Annotated in this window: 21 protein-coding genes and 2 pseudogenes; 8 read left to right on the top strand and 15 right to left on the bottom strand. The window is 73.2% G+C overall.

Annotated elements, in window-relative coordinates; all coding sequences use genetic code 11:
- Positions 1-253 precede the first annotated feature (253 nt).
- Positions 254-1,520 (bottom strand): annotated as a pseudogene (locus E6W39_RS19320) (PP2C family protein-serine/threonine phosphatase); the annotation flags it as partial.
- 189 nt (positions 1,521-1,709) lie between these two features.
- On the bottom strand, positions 1,710-3,005 hold the full coding sequence (locus E6W39_RS19325) for an NAD(P)/FAD-dependent oxidoreductase (RefSeq protein WP_228718220.1): 1,296 nt from the start codon (positions 3,003-3,005) through the stop codon (positions 1,710-1,712).
- A gap of 315 nt (positions 3,006-3,320) precedes the next feature.
- Between E6W39_RS19325 and E6W39_RS19330 the strand changes: the two genes are divergently transcribed.
- On the top strand, positions 3,321-4,118 hold the full coding sequence (locus E6W39_RS19330; RefSeq protein ID WP_228718221.1) for a TetR/AcrR family transcriptional regulator: 798 nt from the start codon (positions 3,321-3,323) through the stop codon (positions 4,116-4,118).
- Positions 4,119-4,483: 365 nt separating this feature from the next.
- A complete protein-coding gene (locus tag E6W39_RS19335; protein WP_220140233.1) occupies positions 4,484-6,808 on the top strand; it encodes a sigma-70 family RNA polymerase sigma factor in 2,325 nt (774 codons plus the stop codon).
- A 36-nt stretch (positions 6,809-6,844) separates the two neighbouring features.
- Here E6W39_RS19335 and E6W39_RS19340 read toward each other — a convergent pair whose 3' ends face one another.
- Entirely contained in the window at positions 6,845-7,579 is a 735-nt protein-coding gene (locus E6W39_RS19340) for a DsbA family oxidoreductase (RefSeq protein WP_228718222.1), read from the bottom strand.
- A 17-nt stretch (positions 7,580-7,596) separates the two neighbouring features.
- The gene (locus tag E6W39_RS19345; protein ID WP_141634588.1) at positions 7,597-8,010 is read right to left on the bottom strand and encodes a winged helix-turn-helix transcriptional regulator; all 414 of its coding nucleotides are present in this window, start codon (positions 8,008-8,010) and stop codon (positions 7,597-7,599) included.
- A 103-nt stretch (positions 8,011-8,113) separates the two neighbouring features.
- Between E6W39_RS19345 and E6W39_RS19350 the strand changes: the two genes are divergently transcribed.
- Complete coding sequence (locus E6W39_RS19350; RefSeq protein WP_141634589.1) at positions 8,114-8,980, top strand: NAD(P)H-binding protein; 867 nt, start codon at positions 8,114-8,116, stop codon at positions 8,978-8,980.
- Between the two features lie 67 nt (positions 8,981-9,047).
- Here the strand turns inward: E6W39_RS19350 and E6W39_RS19355 are convergent, their stop codons facing one another.
- The 4 genes and pseudogenes from E6W39_RS19355 to E6W39_RS19370 form a co-directional block, all read right to left on the bottom strand.
- On the bottom strand, positions 9,048-9,788 hold the full coding sequence (locus E6W39_RS19355) for an N-acetyltransferase (protein ID WP_141634590.1): 741 nt from the start codon (positions 9,786-9,788) through the stop codon (positions 9,048-9,050).
- A gap of 51 nt (positions 9,789-9,839) precedes the next feature.
- Positions 9,840-10,427, bottom strand: a complete 588-nt coding sequence (locus E6W39_RS19360; protein WP_141634591.1) for a hypothetical protein — start codon at positions 10,425-10,427, stop codon at positions 9,840-9,842.
- 73 nt (positions 10,428-10,500) lie between these two features.
- Positions 10,501-11,064, bottom strand: coding sequence for an SMI1/KNR4 family protein (locus E6W39_RS19365; RefSeq protein ID WP_228718223.1), 564 nt, complete (start codon positions 11,062-11,064; stop codon positions 10,501-10,503).
- Positions 11,065-11,091: 27 nt separating this feature from the next.
- A pseudogene (locus E6W39_RS19370) lies at positions 11,092-11,355 on the bottom strand (helix-turn-helix transcriptional regulator); the annotation flags it as partial.
- A 1-nt stretch (position 11,356) separates the two neighbouring features.
- Here E6W39_RS19370 and E6W39_RS19375 point away from each other — a divergent pair.
- A complete protein-coding gene (locus E6W39_RS19375; protein WP_220140407.1) occupies positions 11,357-11,623 on the top strand; it encodes an MBL fold metallo-hydrolase in 267 nt (88 codons plus the stop codon).
- 38 nt (positions 11,624-11,661) lie between these two features.
- Here E6W39_RS19375 and E6W39_RS19380 read toward each other — a convergent pair whose 3' ends face one another.
- The 5 genes from E6W39_RS19380 to E6W39_RS19400 all read right to left on the bottom strand — a co-directional run bounded on the left by E6W39_RS19380 (position 11,662) and on the right by E6W39_RS19400 (position 14,837).
- On the bottom strand, positions 11,662-12,147 hold the full coding sequence (locus tag E6W39_RS19380; protein ID WP_141634592.1) for a hypothetical protein: 486 nt from the start codon (positions 12,145-12,147) through the stop codon (positions 11,662-11,664).
- 90 nt (positions 12,148-12,237) lie between these two features.
- Positions 12,238-12,645, bottom strand: coding sequence for a spore-associated protein A (locus E6W39_RS19385; protein ID WP_141634593.1), 408 nt, complete (start codon positions 12,643-12,645; stop codon positions 12,238-12,240).
- A gap of 180 nt (positions 12,646-12,825) precedes the next feature.
- Positions 12,826-13,005: a hypothetical protein gene (locus E6W39_RS19390; RefSeq protein WP_141634594.1), complete on the bottom strand. Its 180-nt coding sequence runs from the start codon at positions 13,003-13,005 to the stop codon at positions 12,826-12,828.
- A 9-nt stretch (positions 13,006-13,014) separates the two neighbouring features.
- Positions 13,015-13,677: a response regulator gene (locus tag E6W39_RS19395; RefSeq protein WP_141634595.1), complete on the bottom strand. Its 663-nt coding sequence runs from the start codon at positions 13,675-13,677 to the stop codon at positions 13,015-13,017.
- Entirely contained in the window at positions 13,674-14,837 is a 1,164-nt protein-coding gene (locus E6W39_RS19400) for a sensor histidine kinase (protein WP_141634596.1), read from the bottom strand. Before E6W39_RS19400 ends, E6W39_RS19395 begins: the two co-directional genes overlap by 4 nt.
- 161 nt (positions 14,838-14,998) lie before the next feature.
- On the opposite strand from E6W39_RS19400, the gene E6W39_RS19405 reads away from it, so the two are divergent.
- From E6W39_RS19405 to E6W39_RS19410, 3 genes are read left to right on the top strand one after another with little or no spacing between them, the layout of a single operon-like run.
- Complete coding sequence (locus E6W39_RS19405) at positions 14,999-15,718, top strand: ABC transporter ATP-binding protein (RefSeq protein WP_141634597.1); 720 nt, start codon at positions 14,999-15,001, stop codon at positions 15,716-15,718.
- The gene (locus E6W39_RS41675; RefSeq protein WP_228718224.1) at positions 15,715-15,861 is read left to right on the top strand and encodes a hypothetical protein; all 147 of its coding nucleotides are present in this window, start codon (positions 15,715-15,717) and stop codon (positions 15,859-15,861) included. The genes E6W39_RS19405 and E6W39_RS41675 overlap by 4 nt, the downstream gene beginning before the upstream one ends.
- Positions 15,855-16,694 carry a transporter gene (locus E6W39_RS19410; RefSeq protein ID WP_228718225.1) on the top strand — a complete coding sequence of 280 codons (840 nt, stop codon included), beginning with the start codon at positions 15,855-15,857 and terminating at the stop codon, positions 16,692-16,694. Before E6W39_RS41675 ends, E6W39_RS19410 begins: the two co-directional genes overlap by 7 nt.
- 32 nt (positions 16,695-16,726) lie before the next feature.
- On the opposite strand, the gene E6W39_RS19415 is transcribed toward E6W39_RS19410, so the two are convergent.
- Positions 16,727-18,031, bottom strand: a complete 1,305-nt coding sequence (locus E6W39_RS19415; RefSeq protein ID WP_141634598.1) for an MFS transporter — start codon at positions 18,029-18,031, stop codon at positions 16,727-16,729.
- 127 nt (positions 18,032-18,158) lie between these two features.
- Between E6W39_RS19415 and E6W39_RS19420 the strand changes: the two genes are divergently transcribed.
- Positions 18,159-18,665, top strand: coding sequence for a CGNR zinc finger domain-containing protein (locus tag E6W39_RS19420; protein ID WP_141634599.1), 507 nt, complete (start codon positions 18,159-18,161; stop codon positions 18,663-18,665).
- A 144-nt stretch (positions 18,666-18,809) separates the two neighbouring features.
- Here the strand turns inward: E6W39_RS19420 and E6W39_RS19425 are convergent, their stop codons facing one another.
- The gene (locus tag E6W39_RS19425; RefSeq protein WP_181799341.1) at positions 18,810-19,334 is read right to left on the bottom strand and encodes a universal stress protein; all 525 of its coding nucleotides are present in this window, start codon (positions 19,332-19,334) and stop codon (positions 18,810-18,812) included.
- Positions 19,335-19,465: the final 131 nt, after the last annotated feature.

The raw sequence follows: 19,465 nt of genomic DNA on the forward strand, positions 1-19,465 counted from the left end.
CCCGAAAAGCGAATCCGGCCGCACACTCAAGAATTACCGGCACAGCAAAACAAGCCCGCCCCGGAAACGCACGAAAAGACATGCGCGCCGAAGCCGACGATCTCACTGAGGATGGTGTTTCAAAGGAGTGGCTGCTCTCGGGACCGTCCGCTCAGAGCTTGCGTCCGGTGCTCCCTGACAGGCAGCTCGAAGAACACTAGACCTCTTCGAGCTCCGAGTCAACCGCCGATGTCAGGCACGGCTGCCCGGCCTCGTCGCTGCCGTCGGTCGGCAGCTGGAAGGCGAGCACGGCCACGTCGTCATCGTGGTCGGCCGTCACCCCCATGGCTCGCAGCAGCCGGGCGCAGACCACCTCGGGTGACCCGACAGCGCCGGCCAGCGTTCGGGAGAGCAGGCCCAGGCCCTGGTCGATGTCCTGGTCCCGGCGCTCGACCAGGCCGTCGGTGTAGAGGACTCCGGTGGTGCCGGGGAGCAGGCGCAGCGTGTGCGAGCTGTGGCTGCCGTCGCCGGTGCCGAGCGGCGGGCCGTTCTGCTGCTCGCCCTGGAGCACGGCACCGTCGGGAGCGCGCAGCATCAGCGGCAGGTGGCCGGCGGAGGCGTAGGTGAGGGTGTGGGCCGGGGGTCGTAGACGGCGTAGACGCAGGTGGCGATCTGGTTGGCGTCGATCTCCATGGCGATGCCGTCGAGCAGGGTCATCACCTGGTGCGGCGGCAGGTCGAGGCGGGCGTAGGCGCGCACGGCGGTGCGCAGCTGTCCCATCACGGCGGCGGCGCGCAGCCCGCGGCCCATCACGTCGCCGATCACCAGGGCGGTGCGCCCGGCGGGCAGGCCGATCACGTCGTACCAGTCGCCGCCGACCGCGGCCTCGGCGCCGCCGGGCCGGTAGGTGGCGGCGACCCGCAGGTCGGCGGGCTGCTCCAGCTCCTGCGGCAGCAGGCTGTGCTGCAGGGTGACGGCCGCCTCGCGCTGCTTGCGCTCGGCCTCCCGCAGCCGGGTGGCGATGGCGACCTGGTCGGTGACCTCGGCGGCGTAGATCAGCACACCGACGGCGGGCCGGGCGTGGCCCTCCTTGGTGCAGACCCGTTCGGTGGAGTGCAGCGGCACGCAGGACACGTTGAAGCAGTGGCGGCGGTCGGCGGTGCTGCGCGCCTTGACGCTGCGGCCGCGCCCGCTGCGCAGCACCTGGTCGAGCAGCGGGAGCAGGCCGAGCTCGGCGAGCTCGGGCAGGGCCTCTTCGGCGGGCGCGCCGTTGGTGCGGGTGCCGAAGAGTTCGCGGTAGGCGTCGTTGGCGTAGCCGAGGCGGTGCCGGCTGCCGTAGGTGATCACCACGGGGCGGGCAGCCGGCCGAGCACGTCGCGCAGGTCGTAGAGCTCGTGCAGGTCGAGCAGCTGATCGGGTCCGGGCAGGCCGGAGGGGCCGAGCGGGTCACGGGGCCCGGGGAGGGCGACCTGGTCGTCCTTGGGCGGTGCGACACGCCTCGGCGCTCCGGTGAGCCGCGCACTCCAGCGCATGAGGTTCAACCGATCGTCGCTTTCCTCGGGGCTCCCGCCGGTCCGGATTCCGCCGGGGGCCACTCGGTCCGTCACGGTTCGTACTGATGTCCATACTGGCCGTGACGGGGCTTCACGCAGATCCTGTCAGGTGAAGACCGGGTTCCGGAAGTCGTACGTGTGTTGGTCGTGTTGTACGGCACGTCGACTGGCCGTCGTTCAAGGTACGTGCGGGCCGGATGCGAACAGCCCGCCCAGCAGCCAGTCGGCGAGGATCCGCACCCGCCGCTCGGTGCTCGGCACCCGGCGCAGCATGCGGGCGCGGTGCACCAGCCACGCGCTGCGGCCGGTGAGGCGGCGCCCCCCGGCGTGCGCGACGGCGTTGCGCAGCCCGAGTGAGGCGGAGGCCTCGCCGGGCTCGGGGCGGTAGGGCTGCGGTGCCGCGCCGGCCCGGGCGGCCAGCAGGTTGCCGGCCAGCAGCTCGGCCTGTGCCAGGGCGTGTTGGGCGCCGCGCCGGCAGTAGGCGTCCGGCGGGGCGGGCACGGCCGCGCAGTCCCCGGCCGCCCAGGCGCCGGGCAGTGGCCCGCCGTCGGGCCCGACCACCTGCAGGGTGTCCAGGCAGCGCACCCGGCCGTCGTCGGCCAGTGGCAGGTCGGTGGCGGCGAGCAGCGGGGCGGGGCGGACTCCCGCCGTCCAGACCAGGGTGCGGGCGGCGAACTTGCTGCCGTCGGAGAGCACCAGCAGGCCGTCGTCGGCGGATTCCAGCGTGGTGCCGAGTCGGACGTCGACGTTCCGGTCGCGCAGTTGCTGGAGGGCGTACTCGGCGAGTTCGGGGTCGGCCTCCGCGAGGATCCGGTCATCGGCCTCGACCAGCACCCAACGCAAGTCCTCCGGCTGGATGTTGGGATAGTCGCGGAGCACCCGCCCGACCAGGTCGGCCAGTTCGGCGAGGGCGCTGACGCCGCCGTAGCCGGCTCCGACGAAGACGAAGGTCAGGGCGGCGTGCCGGAGTTCGACGTCCCGGGTGGTGGAGGCCAGGTCCAGCTGGTCGAGCACCCGGGTGCGCAGGGCGAGCGCCTCGCCGACCGTCTCGAAGCCGAGGCCGTGGTCGGCGAGCCCGGGGATCGGCTGGGCGCGGCAGCTCGCACCGACCGTCAGAACCAGCTCGTCGTACGGGAGTTCGACCTCGATGCCGTCCTGTGGTGCCAGCCAGGCGAGTCGGCGGCCGTGGTCGATCCGGGCGATCCGGGCGGCCAGCACCCGGCAGTCGGGCAGCGCCGGACGCAGCGGCACCACCACGTGCCGGGGATCGATGGCGCCGGCGGCCACCTCGGCGAGCAGCGGACGGTACGTCAGGTAGGGTGCGGCCTCGACCAGGGTGATCTCCGCCCGGCCGGACCGCAGGTCCTGCTGGAGTTCCCGCTGGAGCCGCTGGGCACTGGTGAGCCCGGCGCAGCCGCCGCCCACGATCAGGATCCGGATGGTGCCACCCCCTGTCGATGTGACCTGGTTCACGCAACCATGACGCCCCGACCAAGGGGCTCTTGTCCACACTCCGGACCGGATTGCCCCAGTCGGCGCACTGTCAACCGTCACCCCGGGTGGTGAATCCATTACGGCCTGATTTACCGTTGGCCGACCAGCCCGACTGTCCCACGCTGAAACGGGGAAGGGTAGTCCGCGGATGATCCCTACTCGGATGTGGTGCGGGCCGTGCGGGTCCGGCGCGGGGGGCCGGGTGCTGGGGCCGGACCCGTGGGCAGGTCACGGGCGGCTGCGACGACTACGCGCTAGGAGCCCGAAGCAGGCTCCTCCGGGGGAGGGTTGGGGATGATGGATCAGGATCAGTTGCTGGGCGAGTCGGCGATGCCGCAGGCCGGATCGCACACCGTGCCGGAGCAGCGCGCACCGGAGCCGGGACCGGCGTCCGTCCCGGCGTCGACCGAGGTACCGCCCCGCGCCGAGGATCGGCGGGCCACCCGGCTGCGGGTGGACGCACGGCGGAACCTGGAGAGCGTGCTGCGGGCGGCCCGCGAGGTCTTCGGCGAACTCGGGTACGACGCACCGATGGAGGAGGTCGCCCGGCGGGCCGGTGTCGGGGTCGGCACGGTCTACCGGCGGTTCCCGAGCAAGGAGGTGCTGGTTCAGCGGATCGCCGCCGAGGAGGTGGCCTGGCTCACCGCCCGGGCCCGGGAGGCCCTTTACGGGCCGGCCGGTCCGTGGGAGGCGCTGGCCGGGTACCTGGCCACCGCGGTCGGCACCGGCGCGGGCCGGCTGCTGCCGCCGGAGGCGTTCAGCTACGCCGAGGAGTTGGCCCGGGTGCCCGAGCAGCGGCTCTCGCCGGACGCCTACGGGTACGGCCACCCGAGCACCGAGGAACAGCCCGGTTCGAGCACCGGCGCGCCGCACGCGGACCCGCGGCTGCTGCTGCAGCTGCTGGCCGCGCTGGTGGCCAGGGCCGCGGCGGCGGGTGAACTCCGGCCCGGGGTCACGGTGTCGGAGATCGTGCTGGTGCTGACGGCCGCGGTGCCGCCGGCGATCGGACGGACCGTGGAGCCGCCGGGTGCGGGTGCGGATCCGGGCGAGCGGCTGCTGCGGATCCTGCTGGACGGCTTGCGGGCGGCCTGATCGGCGCGCCTGCTCGTCGGGCTCCGCCGTCGGTGCCATGCTGTGCGGCGCGCGTGTTGACGTGCGCGCGGCGCGGCGTGCTCGGCGCCGCCCCGGTGCGGAACGGCTCGCGCCGGGGCGGGCGGACCGCTGCCCGGGCGCTCCCTCCAAAGGGGGTCGGGTCGTTGACGGCTACCGGCGTCAGCGCCCCTATGCCATCCTTTGCCCGTGGTTGGAGCCATTGTCCCGGTGCGCGCCGTTGTCGGCAGTGCGGCGGCGCACGTCTGGTGGCACGTCCGGCGGCCGAGTGCGCCCCCGGCGTGCGCCTGGCGGGGCGGCACGCCACGGGACGGAGACGGCGCGGGCGGATCGGGCGAGGCGAGCTGATGAGTGCCGAGGAGCAGAACGAGCGCAGCGCCGAACCCGGCGCCCAGGCCCCGGCCGGCCAGGTGCCGGGCCAGGGCGGCGCCCCGGTCCGGGAGTCGTTCGCCCAATCCCCCGACGGCCAGGCGCCCGAGGGACCGGCACCCGCCGGCCCGACGCCGGCCGACTCACCGACTGGCTCATTGACAGGCTCATCGACGGGCTCACCGATGGGCGGGGCTCAGGCCCAACCCCGGGTGCCCGGCCAGGCGGTGGCCGGGCAGGGCGGGGTGATGCCGGAGGCGTTCGTGGCGCACCGGCCCGGCAGCCCGGCCGACTTGACCGCCGCGCAGCCCGAACTCATGGGCCCGCTCGCCAAGGTGCCCCCGCCGGCCGACCCGGTGGACGGCGACCGGCCGCCCTCCGACGCCGAGTTGACCGCCCTGGTGCGGGCCGGTGACGACTCCGCCTACGAGGAGCTCTACCGCCGGCATGTCGAGGCGGTGCGCCGCTATGCGCGCAGCTGCTGCCGCGACAGCTTCACCGCCGAGGACTTGGCCGGCGAGGTCTTCGCCCGCACCCTGCAGGCGCTGAAGGCCGGCAAGGGTCCGGAGTTCGCCGTCCGCGCCTATCTGCTCACGGCGGTGCGCAATGTGGCCGCCGCCTGGGGCCGTACCGGGCAGCGTGAGCAACTGATCGACGACTTCGGTGCGTTCGAGCAGTCCGCCAGCAGTGCCGCCATCGACTTCGACCTGGCCGACCCGGGCGCCGACGCCTGGGCGATGGCGATGGCCGACCGCCGCATGGTGATGCAGGCCTTCGTCGAACTGCCCGAGGACGACCGGCTGCTGCTCTGGCACACCGAGGTCGAGCAGGAGTCGCCGAAGACGGTCGCCGTGCTGCTCGGCAAGACGGCCAACGCCACGGCGGTGCAGGCGCACCGGGCCCGCTCCCGGCTGGCCGCCGCCTTCCTGCAGGCGCACGTCTCCGGCAGCCAGGAGCAGGGCTGCGAGGAGTACGCCAACCGGCTCGGCCAGTACGCCCGGGGGGCGTTGCGCAAGCGCGCCTCGACCGAGGTCGGCAACCACCTGCGCGACTGCGAGAAGTGCACCGCCGCGCTGCTGGAGCTGGTGGACATCAACCACGCGCTGCGGCTGGTGCTGCCCGGCGGTGTGCTGGTGTGGATCGGGGCGGGCGCGTTCTCGGCGGTCGCCGCGGCGCTCGGGGCCGGCGCGGTGGCGGGCGGCGCGGCCGCCGGTGGGGCCGCTGCGGCGGCGGGCGCGACGGGCGGTACGACGGCGGGGGCCGGGGCGGTCGGTGGTGCTGCGGGGGCGGCTGGGGCAGGTGCGGTTGGTGGTGTCGGGGCGGCGGGCGCGGCCGGTAGTGCAGGCGCGGCCGGTGGTGCGTCAGGTGCTGGCGGGACGGCTGCGGGCGCAGCCGGTGAGGGGCTCGGCACCGCGGGCAAGGCCGGCATCGTGGCCGCCGTCGTGGCCGCCGCCGCTGCCGTCGCCTTCGCGCTGTCCGGCTCCCCGGCGCCCAAGCCGGCCGCCGCCGCGCCCGCGCCGCCCGCCACGGCCCCGTCGAGCCCGCCGCCGAGCGCTCCCGCGCCGCCGGCCCCCAAGCCGACGGCACCCGCGCCCTCACCGGCGCCCGCGTCAGCGCAGCCGTCACCCACGCACGCCCAGCCCCCGGCGCCCGCGCCGACCACCGCCACGCCCACGCCGACCAGGGCCCTGCCGCCGCCGGCCCCCAGCATCCCGGCGGTCACCGTCCCGACGCCGCCCGTGCCCAGCGTGCCTACGCCGCCGACGCCGCCGGTGCCGCCCACCCCGGTGCCGACGCTGCCGCCGGTCCCGACGCCCACCCCGAGCCCGGTGATGCCGCCGCCCCCACCCCCGCCGGCCAGCTTCTGGGTGGACACCCTGCCGTTCTCCACGCAGGACCAGCGGCAGCCGCCGCCCGGCCCGAGCATCGTCCGCGACGAGAGCGGTTGGCTGTGGCAGCGCCGCCTCCTGATGATCGGCGACACGCCCTACAACCGCGGCCTCTCGGTGAACGCCCCGGACACCGTGACCATCGACCTCAACCGGGCCTGCTCGGCCTATGACGCGGTCGTCGGCCTCGACGACCTGACGTTGTCACCGCAGAAGTTCCGGTTCAGCGTCCGGGACGGCGACGGCAGGCCGCTGTGGACCTCGCCCGCGCTGCGGGCCGGGCAGGAGGCCGTGCCGGTGCACGTACCGCTGGCGGGCTTGCACCGGATCCAGTTGGTGGTGAGCCCGCATGACAACGGGATCTGGTCTGCGGCCAACCTGGCGGACTGGGCGGACGCGCGGTTCACCTGCTGACGTCCGCCCGATGCTGACGTCCCCGATGGAGCCTGCTCAGATCGCGCAGGCCCCGTCGGCGCAGGCCTCGCCCTCGCCCGTCTCGGCGGTGCCCGTCTCGCTGGCGACCTGCTGGAGCACCTTGAGGAAGGTCTCCGTCTCCTGGCCGCCCTGCACCGCCCACTGGCCCTCGAAGACGAAGGTCGGCACGGCGCTGATCCCCAGCTGTCGCCCCTCGGCCAGCTGGGCCCGCACCTCGGCCGCGCCCTCCTCGCCGGCCAGGTACTCGGCCACCCGCGCCCGGTCCAGGCCCGCGGCCACCGCCACCTCGGTGAGCGCGGCCCGGTCGCCGACGTCCACGCCGTCCGAGAAGTGCGCCTTGAGCAGCGCCTCCTTCAGCTCGCCCTGCACCTTTGCGCCGTACTCGGTCTCGGCCAGGTGCAGCAGCCGGTGACCGAGGAAGGTGTTGGCGTGCAGCGCGGCGTCGAAGTCGTAGTCGATGCCCTCGGTCTTGCCCAGCGCCGTCACCCGGTCGTCCATCGCGCGGGACTGCGGGCCGTAGCGCTCGGCCAGCCAGGCGCGGTGCGGGCTGGCGGTCGCCGGGGCGTCCGGCACCAGCTGGTACGGGCGGTACACCACCTCGACGTCTCCGCCGAACTGGGCCAGCGCCCGGTCGAAGCGGCGCTTGCCGATGTAGCACCAGGGGCAGGCGATGTCCGAGTAGATCTCGACCTTCATGGCGGGGGTGGCTCCTGTCAGTGGGCGCTTTATGTGATGAACGTGAAAGTTCAACCACTATGTCCGACCCGCTATTCCGCGGCCCCTCGGTGCGCCTCGTCCCACTGGTGCCGGAAATCCGCCATCTCCGCCCGGTGCTCCCGGGACCAGTCCGCCAGGGAACGGACCAGCCGGGCCAGGCTCCAGCCCAGGCCGGTCAGCTCGTACTCGACCTGGGGCGGCACGGTCGGGTACACGGTGCGCGCCACCAGCCCGTCGCGCTCCAGCCGGCGCACGGTGAGGGTGAGCATCCGCTGACTGATTCCGCCCGGAAGCGCGCGCTGGAGCTCACGGAACCGGCGCACGCCACGGCTGAGCTCCACCATCACCTGGACGGACCACTTGTCGCCGATCCGGTCCAGCACCTCGCGGATTCCGCACTCCTCGGACGGATCGAAGAACAGCTCCGGATCGGGGGTGGTTACCTCGGTGTGCCCCGCTGACATAAATGTGCCTCCTTACCTCCGGCCGACCGGCTGATCAGGATGGTTCCGATCCCCCCACCGGAATATCGACGATCAAACGATCAGAACGACAACGGAGCATCAGATGATCCTCGTCAGTGGTGTCAACGGAAACCTCGGCGGCCTCGTCCACCGTCAGCTGGTCGCGCGCGGCGCGGATGTGCTGGCCGGCACCCGCACCCCGGCCGCCGGTCAGCGCCGGGTGGACTTCGACGATCCGACCTCACTACCGGAGGCCTTCGCCGGGGTGGACGTGCTGGTGCTGATCTCGGCGGGCTATGCGGAGGACGACGTGGTGCTGGCCCGCCACGGCGCCGCCATCGACGCGGCGGCCGCCGCCGGGGTGCGCCAGGTGATCTACACCAGCCTGGCCGGCTCGGGCGACCACCTCACCATCGCGATCCCGCACCGCTGGACCGAGCAGGCGCTCGCCCGGTCACCACTGGCCTGGACCGTGCTGCGCAACGGCCTCTACCCCGAGGTGCCCGCCGGCCTCGGCCTGGCCGCCTCCGGCCAGCCGACCGACGACGTGCTCCGCACCCCGCTGGGCCACGGCACCGTGCCCGTCGTCTCCCGCGCCGACCTCGCCGACGCCGCCGTCCGGGTCGCGCTGGACGCCGACTCCGACCCCGCCAACCAGCACCGGGGCCGGGTCTACGAGTTGGAGGGCACGGCCGTCGTCGGCGGCGCCGAGCTGGCCGCCGCCGTCTCCGAGGTGCTCGGCCGCCCGGTGCGCCACCGGGCATCCCCACTCGGCGAGTTGTGGAGCGGCCTGGAGAAGGCCGGCCTGGCGCCCTTCCAGGTCGCACACGCCTACTCGCTGATGTCGACGGCCGCCGCCGGCCTGCTGCGGGCCGCCGCCAACTCCGACCTGCCCGCTCTGCTGGACGCCGCACCGCGCGACGCCCGAGCCGGGCTCGTCGAGGCGGTGCGCACGCTGCTGCCCCGGTGAACCGTCAGGCCAGGCCGGTGAACCGTCAGGCCAGGCCCGTGAACCGTCAGGCCAGGCCGGTGAACCGTCAGGCCAAGCCGTGCCGCACCCAGACGTTCGGCTCCACATAGCTCGCGCAGTCCCGCTCCGGCAGGCACTCCACCGGCACCAGCGCCTTCGGCACCAGGACCGGCCCGGCGGTGTCGAACGGCAGCCCGGTCCAGTCACGCCACTGCGCCAGCGTCCCGGACACCGTCATCGAGCACGGCGCCACCGCCTCGATCACGCCGCCGGCCCGCACGTGGGTGCGCAGCCAGGCGTCCACCGGCAGACCGTCCTCCCGGGTGCGGCGCACGTACTCCGCCATCGGGGTCTCGGGCTCCAGGTGCTTGCCGGTCGGCCGGACCGGGGCCACCAGCTCCGCGAACCCCCGGTCCCGCGCGTTGCGGCGCATCGCGTCCAGCATCAGCGCCGACAGCCCGTGCCCCAACCGGTCCTCCCGGACGGTGACGTCGATCGCGCTCACGGTGTCCGGGACCGCGCCGGTCCGCCGGTCCTTGAACGCCCACAGCAGCACCTCGTCCCACCCGCCGGGCGGCAGTTCCCCGCGTCCCTCGACCCGCAGCGCGAACGGCACGCTGTGCCCGCGGGCCACCACGGAACCGTCCGCCTCCGTCGCCACCACGGTGAACTCCGGGAACGCCGAGTCCAGTTCGGCGAAGAACGCCCGGCCCACGGGGTCGGCCAAGGAGAACGCGGGCCAGGTGTCCGGGAAGTCCGCGTGCGCGAGTTCGGGGCGCTCGGCGAGGGTGGTGATCGCGAAGTCCATGATCCGAACGGTAGCGAGGGGGCCGGTGGCGGCCAATCGCATTTCGGCTGCTCAGGCGCCCGTCAGCTGGAAGCCGCCCTGCGCCAGATAGAGGTCCGGCCCGGTGTGCGGCGCCTGGCACCGGGTCGCGACCGGGCTCGCCGTCGGCGACTCGGGCTTGCCCGACCAGCCGACCCGCAGGTGGCCGTCGCCGTCCCGGTAGAAGCTGAACGCGGCCTCGGGGTGCCAGTCGCGCGGCGGCTGCTGCAGCGGCGGCACGCCCGGCGGGGTGGTGTAGCTGATCCTGGCGGCCGTGCCGGTGACCACGGTGGTCGCGCCCGCGTCGGTCCCCGCATCGGACTCCGTAAGGCAGTCGACGCTGACCTCGACCCGTACCGTCCCGATCCAGGCGCCGTGGTCGTAGAACACGTGCTGGATGGTGGCGTGACCGTGAGCGTCGCTGCCACGGCCGTTGGCGTCCATCCGCAGCGTGATCTGGTAGTCCGGGCTGAGCGCCGGGCTGCCGAGGCCGAGTTGGGCGAAGCCGTGCAGGTGCTGCACTGCCGCCTCGTGTGCGGGTGCGGATGCGGCCGAGGCGGATCCCGGGACACCGACGGCCAGGGCGGCTGCCACTGCTGCGCCGAGCAGGTAGGTGCGCATGTTCAAACCTCGCTTGTTGGCGGCTTGTTGGACCTCCACCATGGCAATCCCCGGTGGCCCGCCACCTCCCCCGTCAGGACGGACCGCCTCCCCTTCGCGGGGGATCCGACGCCAGCCACTCGGAGTACCACTCGCGAAAGTCGGGCCCCGGCATGAAACCTCCCCAGTCGGGATCGTCCAGCCACACCTGCCCCGCACAGGGGCCCGTCACCACCAATCGCGAGAACATCCCGCACCCGACCTCACCGATCACCAACGTCCCACGCAGTGAATACGGCCGCGCGGTCTTCTCGGAATACGAGAACGGCGCAGCCAGAAAGCCGGGTTGCAGGCATTCCTGGCGCAGGCCGTACAGCGCTTCCTCGTCGTCGATCTCCTCCGTGAGCCCCACCACCCCGTAATCCGGGCCCGCTCCCCCATCGGCGACATGGCGGACGAAGCTCCGGAATGCCTCGGGGAGCGCAATACCGAGCCGTTGCTCGAACGCTCGTATCGCCTCCTCCTCCAGGGGGGAGCGAAGGCGGTAATCGTGGTAGTCGGCGCCGAAGCGTCGACGTTCCGGGTCCTGTTGGGACATGACGGCAATACGTGCTCGCACGGCTGCGCTGTCCCAGGGATCGGCATTGTTGGTGGTCACATCGGCACAGTAGTGGCGTTCCCGGAACTATTGGGCCACCGCTGTCCGGTAGCGGCCCGGCGTGGTGCCGAACTCGCGGTTGAAGGCGTGGGAGAGGGCGTACGAGGTGCCGTGGCCGACTCGGCGGGCGATGGTGGCGAGGGGATCCTGGGTGTCGCGGAGGAGGGTGGCGGCGAAGGTGAGGCGCCACCAGGTGAGGTTGCCCATGGGAGGGCGGCCGACCAGGGCGGTGAACCGCCGGGCGAGGGTGGGACGGGAGACGCCGCCCTCGGCGGCCAGGCGGTCGTTGGTCGTGCGGCTCGAATCCGGGGGCGACCGGGCAGTGTTCGTCGGCGATCTGCTGCACAGCCCGGTGCAGATCCTCGCCCCCTCCTGCAGCAGCTGCCTGTGCCTGGACCCGGCGGGCGCCGCGACCAACCGCCATCGAGTCCTTGAACGGGCCGCCGATCTGGGGGAGTCGGTCATCCCCGCGCACTTCGGCGGCGCCGGGACCGTGGAGGCCCGGCGCGCGGGTGGCGAGTTCACGCTCGGGCAGTGGGCGGCCTACGCGGCCGAGTAGGGGCGGCGGAGAGAGCGCTGAACCGTCCTCGGCCCGCCTCAGAGCGAGTCGTAGTAGCCGACGGGGCCGACCAGCACCGCCTGGAAGTAGCGCGGCTCGCCGTCCGTGTCCAGTGGTACGTCGTGACCGGCGACCCGGGTGAAGCCCAGCGGCAGGCCGGGCGCCAGGGGGTAGAGGCCGCTGCCCCGGACGATGGGCTCGCCCATCCGCTCCAGCTGGGGCAGGAGTTGGAGTGCCGGGGTGCGGAAGACGTCGGTGCCCCGGAAGCTGACGGTGATGTCCTCGGGGCCGGGCCGGGGGATCCACACCTCGGCCGCGGTGAGGGACTTGCCGTCCTCCAGGTGGAAGACGATCTCGAACTGCGGGTGCAGCGCGAGGACTTTCATGTAGCTGAACTGGCTGCTCCTGCCCTCGTCGGTGACCTTGATCCGGCCGAGGGCGGCGGCCGCGTCCTGGAGCGCGTCGGCCGGCATGCCGAGGGGAAAGCCGGTGATGCCGTGGGGCGGGTTCAGCTCGATCTGCATGGCGGCCACTGTAGGCGGCCACTGCGCAGGGGCCTGCCCGCCCCTTCCGGTCGAGAGTCGAGAAGGGGCGGGCAGGGCCGGCTGCGCAGGTCAGCGGCAGGCCACGCCGAATTCGCCGTTGCTGTAGCCGTTGATCGAGCCGGTGTAGTCGACACACTGGCCGGGCGCGTAGACGTACTTGGGACCCGCGTACGTCGTGAAGTTGCCCGAGTCCTCCAGCCAGCTGCCGCCCGAAATCCGGATCGAGGCGGTCATGGGCTCGGCCGCGCCGGGCGAATTGCGCACCGTGACCACGCAGTTCTCGCCGGTGGCGCTGCTGTAGGCCAGCCAGACGGTGCCACCCGTCATGTCCATGTGCCGGATGCCGACGTAGCCCGAACCGCAAGCGCCGTCGTACGAGGCCGCGTTGGCTGCCGTGGGAACCGCAACAGCCGCACCGGCGGTCAGCGCTGCGATGACGCCGACGCGCGCGGTGATCTGCTTGATCCGCTTGTTCATGGTGCCACTCCTCTTCGTTGAACGAGTGAACCGTGCGACGGTGGGCGGCTGTTGAGACGCCGACCGACCGATTGGTCGACCATGCTGAAGGTCGTCCGTATCGGCCGGGTAGCGCGGCGGTATCGGTGGCGTCCGACGCGTGCCCGGAAGTCGGACAGGTCGACTTCCGGGGGTCCGCGATCACTCGGGAGCAGTGAGCAACGCCCGTGCGGGCTGCAGCAGTTCGATCGGGTGCAGCGCTCGGAGTCGGACGAGGATGGTGCCGGTGTACATGACGCGGTAGCGCTGGAAGATCTGGTCGCTGCCACCGTCCTCATCGTGCGCTGCGGCCGCACCCGCGGCTCCGCACAGGGCGATCAATCCTCGTGCTCACCCGTCCGCCGACACCAAACCCGCCTCATACGCCGCGATGACCAGTTGCACCCGGTCGCGGGCGTTCAGCTTGGTCAGCAGGCGGGCCACGTGGGTCTTGGCGGTGGCGGGGCCGATGTAGAGCTGCTCGGCGATCTCGCTGTTGGAGAGGCCGCGGCCGACCAAGGTGAGAACTTCACGTTCGCGGTCGGTGATGCCGTCGAGGCCCCGACGGGGCTTGCTGGGCGCGGCGGGACGGGTGGCGAAGTCGGCGATGAGGCGGCGGGTGACGGACGGGGCGATCAGGGCGTCGCCGGCGGCGACGACGCGGATGGCGGCGATGATGTCCAGCAGCGCCATGTCCTTGACCAGGAACCCGCTGGCGCCGGCGCGCAGCGAGGCATAGACGTTGTCGTCCTCGTCGAAGGTGGTGAGCATCATGACGCGCGGCGTCGAGCCGGTCGCGGTGATCGCACGGGTGGCTTCGATGCCGTCCATTCCTGGCATCCGGATGTCCATCACCACCACGTCGGGCTGGAGTTGAAGAGCCAGCTGGACGGCTTCGGCCCCACTGCCGGCCTCGCCCACGACATCGAGGTCGGGGAGATCGGCGATCACCATGCTGAGCCCGGTGCGCACCAGCTCCTGGTCGTCGGCCAGCAGTACCCGGGTGGCGGTCATACCGGCAGCTCCGCCGTGACCCGGAAGCCGCCCTCGGGCCTGCTGCCCGCGCTGAACCGGCCGCCCAGCAGGGCGACTCGCTCGCGCATGCCGGCGATTCCGAAGCCCGAGCCGGCGGAAGAGCGCCCCGCGCCCTGCCCGTCGTCGGTGATCTCGATGGCCAACTCCTCGTCCCCGTAGGTCACACAGACCTGGCAGTGCCGCGCTCCCGAGTGGCGCACGGTGTTGGTGACCGACTCCTGGATGATCCGGAAGGCGGCCACATCGATCTCGGGGGGCAGCGGGCGCGCCCGCCCCTCGCGGTGCACCTGGACCCGCACCCCGGCGTCCGAGGTCGTTTCGGCCAGCCGGTCGAGCGCCTCCAGGCCCACGGCGACGGCGGCTTCGGAGAGGTCCTCGTCGGCCCGGCGCAGCGAGACCAGCATGCGGCGCAGTCCGGCCAGGGTCTCGCGGCTGGTGGTCTCGATGGCGCCGAGCGCCTTGCGCGCATTGGCCGGCTGGGTGTCCAGGACCAGGCCGGCCGCGCCCGCCTGGAATGCGATGACGCCCATGCTGTGCGCCACCATGTCGTGCAACTCCCGGGCGATCCGCAGCCGTTCGGCGGTCAGCGCGTGGGAGCGCAGGGCCTCGCCGTAATCCCGTTGCTGGCGGATCGAGTTGCCGATCAGCCAGGCGATGGCGATCACCGCGGCCAGTGCCGACAGCATGCTGAGCAGGTCGCTGACCGTCTCCTGGCCCTGGTCCAATGCCGCCCATTGGCCGACCCAGACCGCCAGTTCGGCACCCGCGGCCGCGAGGGCCGTGCGGCGCGGGCGGGTGGCCGCCAGGTAGCCGACCAGGACGGCCAGGACCAGGAAGAACGGCCAGGTCCGCATCCCCAGGGCCGCGAACGCGCACGACTCGGCCAGCAGCACCCCGAAGACCGGCAGCGGCCACCGGCGGGCCCAGCCGATCGCCAGCGCCAGCACGACGGCCAGCCCGGCTCGCGCCAGCACGACGGCCAGCCCCGCCCGGCCCGGGATGCCCAGGGTGACCGACGGGTGCGGCCGCAGGCCGGTCGTGGTGACGAACAGCAGCAGCGCGAACAGCCCGGCGGCGCACCAGGTGAGCGCCGACCAGACGCCTGACGGCAGTCGCCTCAGCCACGGGGGCCGCGGCATCGCTTGATCCACCCGGCGATGGTAGCCAGCCGCCCCACCCTCCCGGCGTCCCCCTGGGGGCGTACGCCCGGCGGGCTACCGGCGTCCACCGCAGGCCAGACGCGGCACCGGGCCGCTCCACGACACCGTTGGGGCCTCAACCCGCCACGGAAGGAGAGAACGTGACCGCCGTCTTGCGAGCCCAGGGGCTGGGCAAGAGGTACAAGCAGCGCTGGGCCCTGTCGGACTGCACCCTGGAGGTCCCGGCCGGCCGCGTGGTCGGGCTGGTCGGCCCCAACGGTGCCGGGAAGTCGACGCTGCTGAACCTCGCCGCCGGCATGCTGACCCCGAGCGAGGGCACGATCGAGGTGTGCGGTGGCCGCCCGGCGAGCGGCGCGGCGCAGCTGGGCAAGGTCGGCTTCGTCGCCCAGGACACCCCGGTCTACGCCGGGCTCAGCATCGAGGACCACTTCCGGCTCGGCGCCCGTCTCAACCCGGGCTGGGACGACCGCCTGGCCCGCGACCGGATCCGGCGGCTCGGCCTGGATCCGGCCCAGCGGGCCGGCCGCCTGTCGGGCGGTCAACGCGCCCAGCTGGCCCTCACGTTGGGCATCGCCAAGTGCCCCGAGCTGCTGATCCTGGACGAGCCGGTGGCCGCCCTGGACCCGCTGGCCCGCAGCAGGTTCCTGGACGACCTGACGGAGGCCGTCGCCGAGCTGGAGTTGAGCGTGGTCCTCTCCTCGCACCTGGTCTCCGATCTGGAGCGGTGCTGCGACCACCTGATCGTGCTGGTCGACTCCCGGGTCCAACTTGCCGGAGACATCGAGGAGTTGCTGACCTCCCGTGATCACGTCGGCAACCTGGAGGAGCTCGTGCTGACCACCATGGAGGGATCTCGATGATCTGGCTGACCTGGCGCCAGTTCCGTACCCAGGCCACCTCGGTCTTCGGCGGCCTCGCCGTCTTCCTGGTCGTGCTCGCCGCCACCGGCCCGCACATGGTCGAGCTGCACCGGACGGCGGGGATCAGTTCTTCCAGTTGCTGAGCAGCAGTTACGACGACCTCTACCTGCTGGGCGCCCTGCTGGTGCGTACCGTGCCGGCCGTCATCGGCGTGTTCTGGGGGGCGCCGCTGGTGGCCCGCGAACTGGAGGCCGGCACGCATCGGCTGGCCTGGAACCAGTCCGTCACCCGGTCCCGCTGGCTGGCCGCCAAGCTCGGACTGGTCGGCCTGGCCGCCGTTGCCGCCGCCGGGCTGCTCACGCTCGCGATGTCCTGGTGGAACGCCCCGATCGACCAGGCCATCGCCAGCGGCGGTGGCGCGAGTGGGTTCCCCGACCGGCTCTCCCCGACGATGTTCGACTCGCGCGGTGTCGTTCCGATCGGCTGGGCGGCCTTCGCCTTCACACTCGGGGTCGCGCTCGGGATCGTGCTGCGCCGCACGGTGCTCGCGATGGCGACCACACTCACGGTGTTCGCCGCGGCCGAGGGCGTGATCTCGGCGTTCGTCCGCCCGCTACTGGTCGCGCCGGACCGGATCACCGTGCCGATCACCGCCGACAACCTCGAAGGGCTGCGCAACGGCGGCCTGTCCGTGGACATCGGCCAGCACGGCACCTGGGTCACCGCCGAGCAGACCTTGGACGCCGCCGGCCACCCGGTCTCGCTGCCGCCCGCGTTCACCAACTGCATGCAGTCCGGCGGCGATCCGCACGTCTGCGGTGGGGTACTGGGCAAGCTCGGCTACCAGCAGGAGACCACGTTCCATCCCGCCGGCCACTTCTGGCCGCTCCAGTGGGCCGAGGCCGGGGTCCTGCTGGCGCTGGCGCTGGTCATCACCGGGCTGTGCTTCTGGCTGGTGCGCCGCCAGACCGCCTGAGCGGGTCCGCCGCCAGGCCGCCCGAGCGGCCGTCACCCTGCGGTCGCGGGCACCGCCTTCAGTCGGCTCACCGGGGAGGCCGCCACCGCCAGCACCATCAGCGCGGAGCCGACGGCGATCCCGGTGAGGGCGGTGCGGGTGCCGAGGCCGCCGGCCAGGTAGCCGCCGATCAGGCCGCCCAGCGAGCCGCCGCCGAACAGCAGGGTGCGGAAGGCGGCGTTCATCCGGCCCATCAGCGCCTGCGGGGTGCTCGCCTGGCGCAGGCTGACCATCACCACGTTGGCGACGCCCAGGCCCAGGTAGCTGAGGAAGAAGGCGGCCACGAAGAAGGCCAGCAGCACCGGACGCGAGCCGGCGGCGAACGGGATCAGCAGCGGGCCGGCGAAGACCAGGGTCATCGAGACCGCGTACACGACGCCGGTGCGGAATCGCTTGAGCAGCGCGCCGGAGAGGGCGGCGCCGACCAGGCCGCCGATCGAGGAGGCCGAGAAGACCAGGCCGACCAGACCGGCCGGGAGGCCCTTGTCGCGGACGGCGTAGAGCAGGAAGAGCGTCCAGACCGAGACCATCGAGAAGTTGCAGAACGGGCCGACCAGCGCCAGCGGCCGCAGCACCCGGTGTCCGAAGACGAACCGCAGGCCCTCCGCGATCTCCCGGCCCAGGTGCCGCTTCTCGGCGGCGGGTGCCGGCGGGGTCTCGGGGGTGCGGATCAGCAGCAGGGTGACCAGCGAGACCAGGTAGGAGGCGGAGTCGACCACCAGGCTGATCGGCGCGGTCAGGGCGCCGATCAGGGCGCCGGCGATGCCGGGGCCGGCCACGTCGGTGGTGGAGGAGGTGACGCCGAGCTTCTGGTTGGCCTCCACGTAGTGCGCCTTGTCCTTCACCAGCGTGGGCACGAAGGACATCCAGCTGACGTCGAACAGCACCGAGAAGATGCCGATCGCGCAGGCCAGCCCGAGCAGCAGGCCGATGGTCAGCAGGTGGGTGGCGGCGAGCAGCGGGATCAGGCCGATCAGCACCATCCGGGCCGCGTTGGCCGCGATCATCACCCGGCGGCGGCGCATCCGGTCCACCAGGGCGCCGAAGACCAGGGCGAGTCCGAGGTACGGCACCAGCTGCAGGAAGCGCAGCAGGCCGACCTGTCCGGGGCTGGCGTGGAAGGCGATGACGGCGGTGAGCGGCAGGGCGAGGGTGGTGACCTGGGTGCCCAGCAGGGAGAGGGTCTCGCCGAACCAGAAGGTGAGGAACTCGCGGTTGCGCCAGAGTCCGCCGGCGGCACCGGGCGTGGCGACGGCCGCGGTGGTGGGCGTCGTGGTGGTGGGCGTCGTGGTGGTCATAGGGTCGATCCCCCGGGCTTTCTAACGCTTGGCTGGCTGTTGATGCGTTAGATCCTGGCAGGCTGTTCTTATGGATGCAATAGCCTTCAAACGTTAGAATCGGAGGAACACGATTCGAGGAGCGGCAATGACGGCATCGGCGATCGAGTTCGCCAACACGGTGGTGGCCAAGCGCGGCACCCTGCGGGACGGGCTGGACGGCTGGCTCGCCGAGGCCGGGCATCCCGCGGCCGCCGACCGCTTCCGCGAGCTGCGGGACGCGGTGCGCGGGCTGCTGAGCGCGGCCACCGGCGGTGGCGAGTTCGCGGCGGCCGACCTGGCGGTGGTGAACGCGGCGTCGTCCGCCGCGCCGCGCTGGCCGGTGCTGGCGCACGAGGCGGACGGGACGCTGACGGTCCGTGAGGAGTCGGTCCGGGCGGACCGGACCGCCGAGGCGCTGGCGGAGCTCGCCCAGGACGCGGTGCACCTGCTCGGCGGCCCGCAGCGGCAGGAGCTGCGGGCCTGCCAGGGCCCGGGGTGCGTGCAGTTCTTCGTCAAGGACCACCCGCGGCGCGAGTGGTGCGGCCCGGGCTGCGGCAACCGGGCCCGGGCGGCCCGGCACTACCAGAAACACCGGGAGCAGCAGGCCAGTTGACGGCCCTACCAGAACCACCGGGAGCAGCAGGCCAGTTGACGGCCCTGCCAGAACCACCGGGAGCAGCAGGCCAGTTGACGGCCCTACCGACCGGGCGGCGCCGGGACGGTCGGCCTCACTCGCCCGCCCGGTCAGCCTCGCCGGCTACCGACCGGGCGGTGCCGGGACGATCAGCACCGGGCAGGCCGCGTGATGGGCGGCCGCCGAGCTGACCGAGCCCAGCAGCAGCCGGCTGAACCCGCCGTTGCCCCGGGCGCCCAGCACCAGGGTGTGGTGGCCGGCGGCGGCGCCGAGCAGCACCTCGATCGCCTGGCCGCAGGCGACGTGCGCCGAGCACGGACCGGTGAACGGGCGCTGCCGGGCCTGCTGCACGGCGTGGACGGCGCGGCGCAGCCCGTCGGCCATGCTCGCGCTGAGGTGCTCCACGCTGTCCTGCAGCACCTCGGCCAGGCCCACCGGATGGCCGCCGCCCTGCGCCGGGTCGACCACGCCGAGGACGTAGAGCGGCAGGCCGTGCAGCTCCGCCTCGGTCATCGCGCGGTCCAGGGCCCAGAGCGAGCCGTCGGAGCCGTCGCAGGCCGCCAGCACCCCGGGCGGGTGCGGCGGGACGGGCAGCGCGGTGCTGACGATGAGCGGGGTCGCGGTGGGGGCCGGGTCAACGGTGGTCACGGGGGCGCCCTCCTCGGCTGACAGCGCATCACCCGTCATGATCGGCGAGCCGCCCGGCCCCGGGAAGCCGCCGCGCCGCCCGCGCCCGCCGGGGCGTCGCTGCACGCCGCACCCGCAAGCCGCCGCGCCCC

The organism is Kitasatospora acidiphila (genome assembly GCF_006636205.1).
GTDB classification, from domain to species: domain Bacteria; phylum Actinomycetota; class Actinomycetes; order Streptomycetales; family Streptomycetaceae; genus Kitasatospora; species Kitasatospora acidiphila.

Bases quoted from the DNA above. Each gene is read 5' to 3' on its own strand.
- E6W39_RS19330 (WP_228718221.1), top strand. From the start codon at position 3,321: ATGATGGATCAGGATCAGTTGCTGGGCGAGTCGGCGATGCCGCAGGCC.
- E6W39_RS19335 (WP_220140233.1), top strand. From the start codon at position 4,484: ATGAGTGCCGAGGAGCAGAACGAGCGCAGCGCCGAACCCGGCGCCCAG.
- E6W39_RS19345 (WP_141634588.1), bottom strand. From the start codon at position 8,010: ATGTCAGCGGGGCACACCGAGGTAACCACCCCCGATCCGGAGCTGTTC.
- E6W39_RS19350 (WP_141634589.1), top strand. From the start codon at position 8,114: ATGATCCTCGTCAGTGGTGTCAACGGAAACCTCGGCGGCCTCGTCCAC.
- E6W39_RS19355 (WP_141634590.1), bottom strand. From the start codon at position 9,788: ATGGACTTCGCGATCACCACCCTCGCCGAGCGCCCCGAACTCGCGCAC.
- E6W39_RS19360 (WP_141634591.1), bottom strand. From the start codon at position 10,427: ATGCGCACCTACCTGCTCGGCGCAGCAGTGGCAGCCGCCCTGGCCGTC.
- E6W39_RS19380 (WP_141634592.1), bottom strand. From the start codon at position 12,147: ATGCAGATCGAGCTGAACCCGCCCCACGGCATCACCGGCTTTCCCCTC.
- E6W39_RS19385 (WP_141634593.1), bottom strand. From the start codon at position 12,645: ATGAACAAGCGGATCAAGCAGATCACCGCGCGCGTCGGCGTCATCGCA.
- E6W39_RS19395 (WP_141634595.1), bottom strand. From the start codon at position 13,677: ATGACCGCCACCCGGGTACTGCTGGCCGACGACCAGGAGCTGGTGCGC.
- E6W39_RS19400 (WP_141634596.1), bottom strand. From the start codon at position 14,837: ATGCCGCGGCCCCCGTGGCTGAGGCGACTGCCGTCAGGCGTCTGGTCG.
- E6W39_RS41675 (WP_228718224.1), top strand. From the start codon at position 15,715: ATGATCTGGCTGACCTGGCGCCAGTTCCGTACCCAGGCCACCTCGGTC.
- E6W39_RS19415 (WP_141634598.1), bottom strand. From the start codon at position 18,031: ATGACCACCACGACGCCCACCACCACGACGCCCACCACCGCGGCCGTC.
- E6W39_RS19420 (WP_141634599.1), top strand. From the start codon at position 18,159: ATGACGGCATCGGCGATCGAGTTCGCCAACACGGTGGTGGCCAAGCGC.